The 1828-nt window shown below is 68.3% G+C and carries 2 protein-coding genes and 1 pseudogene; 2 read left to right on the forward strand and 1 reads right to left on the reverse strand.

Features of this window, described 5'->3' with window-relative positions; all coding sequences use genetic code 11:
- On the reverse strand, window positions 1-962 hold a 962-nt coding region (gene coxB, locus RDU12_RS15480), incomplete at its 3' end, for a cytochrome c oxidase subunit II (RefSeq protein ID WP_308685542.1).
- A gap of 240 nt (window positions 963-1202) precedes the next feature.
- On the opposite strand from coxB, the gene RDU12_RS15485 reads away from it, so the two are divergent.
- Together RDU12_RS15485 and RDU12_RS15490 are read left to right on the forward strand one after the other, a co-directional pair.
- A complete protein-coding gene (locus RDU12_RS15485; protein WP_300291538.1) occupies window positions 1203-1583 on the forward strand; it encodes a PadR family transcriptional regulator in 381 nt (126 codons plus the stop codon).
- Window positions 1580-1828 (forward strand): annotated as a pseudogene (locus tag RDU12_RS15490) (HAAS domain-containing protein); the annotation flags it as partial. The gene RDU12_RS15485 and the pseudogene RDU12_RS15490, both read left to right, overlap by 4 nt.

Genomic DNA, 1828 nt, shown 5'->3' on the forward strand with positions numbered 1-1828 from the left:
GGCTGGTCGGTCGGCGTGGTGGCGGTCTGGGCCGTCGGGAGGGCGGTCGCGCCGTCGGTGACAGTCGGGGCGCCGGTCGTGCCGGCCTCGATCTGGGCGGCGGTGCCGCCGGGGGCCTGCTCAACCGTCCGGGGCGTCATCGAGCCGCCCTTGGAGGCGACCCAGGTCGCGAATTCGGCGCGCGAGACGACGTTGATCTGGATCGGCATGAAGGCGTGGTCGACGCCGCACAGTTCCGAGCACTGACCGTAGTAGATGCCGGGACGATCGGCCCGGAACCAGGTCTCGTTGACCCGGCCGGGGACGGCGTCGGTCTTCAGGCCGAAGGCCGGCATCGCCACGGCGTGGATCACGTCGGCGGCGGTGACCAGCAGGCGGACGTTGGCGCCGACCGGCACCACCATCGGCTCGTCTGCGGCCAGGCGGTACAGGCTGTGCGGCATGCCGCGCGCGGCGATCTCGTCCTCCGGCAGCATGTTCGAAATGTATTCGGGGATGGCCTGGTCCGGATATTCGTAGGCCCAGTTCCACTGGTTGCCGGTGACCTTAACCGTCAGGTCGGGCTCGGGCATGTTGTGGTAGTTAAACAGCAGCCGGAACGAGAACAGGGCGATGAACACCAGGATCAGGACCGGCACCACGGTCCAGATCACCTCGACCAGGGTGTTGTGGCTCCAGCGGGCCGGGACCGGGTTGGACTTCTTGTTGTAGCGGAACACGATCCACAGGATCAGACCCAGCACCAGCAGGCAGATGAAGGTGATGATCGGCATCAGGATGGCGTCATGGAACATGTGCGCCTCGACCTTCAGCGGCGAGGCGGCCGGCTGCAGGCCGATCGCGCCATCGGTCGGCTGACCGATCAGCTCAGGCCCCTCGCTGCACCCGGCGGCGAAAAGTGACAGGGTCAGGACGGCGAGGCCGCCGCCGATCAGACCCCGGGCCCGCGTGCCCATCCCCATGCGAGACATCCTCATAAACGTTCTGCCGCAAGCGCCTGCGAGTGAATCGCAAGCCTGCGCCGGGGCGACGGCCCGCAGCGCTTCCTGCGCGGCTCCTTATCGTCCTCCCCCGCGCTTGCCAAGCGATTGGACGCCGCACCCGGTCCCCGGCGCCGGATTAAATCGCTGTCATGTTTCGCCAGCTACCTTGCGCCGCAAGATACCTTGCGATACCTCTTGGACATCAAGGGAGACGCCGAGGTGCCTGAAACCATTGAAATCCAGCTGAAGAAGGGGGTGCTCACGCTGTGTGTGCTGGCCCTTCTCAACCGCCGCGACCGCTATGCCTACGAGATCGCCGCGACCCTGTCGGACGCGATCGACATGGGCGAGGGCACCATCTACCCGCTGATGCGGCGGATGCAGTCCGACGGCCAGGTCGAGACCTATCTGGTCGAATCGCCCTCGGGCCCGTCGCGCAAATACTACCGCCTGACCGACGCCGGCCGTGGCGCGCTGGAGGCCCAGACCTCCGAATGGCGCGCCTTCGTCACCGCGGTCGAGAACGTCATGGCCGCCGACGCCGAACCGGCCCCGCCGGCCGCCGTCGCCAACACCGCTGAAAGGGGAGCTGAACAATGACCCGCGCCGAATTCATGGGCCGGTTGAGGCGAGGACTCGTCGGCATGCCGACGGCCGCCGCCGCCGAGATCGCCTCCGACTACGAGATGCATTTCGAGGACGGGGCCGCCGCCGGCCGCACCGAGGCGGAGGTCGCCGCGGCGCTCGGCGATCCGGACCGCCTTGCGAGAGAGCTCCGGGCCGAAGCCGGCGCGCGCCGCTGGGACCAGGAGAAGAACCCGTCCGCCGCCGCCGCCGCCGTCTTC

Source organism: Brevundimonas sp., assembly GCF_031082345.1.
In the GTDB taxonomy this organism is placed as follows: domain Bacteria; phylum Pseudomonadota; class Alphaproteobacteria; order Caulobacterales; family Caulobacteraceae; genus Brevundimonas.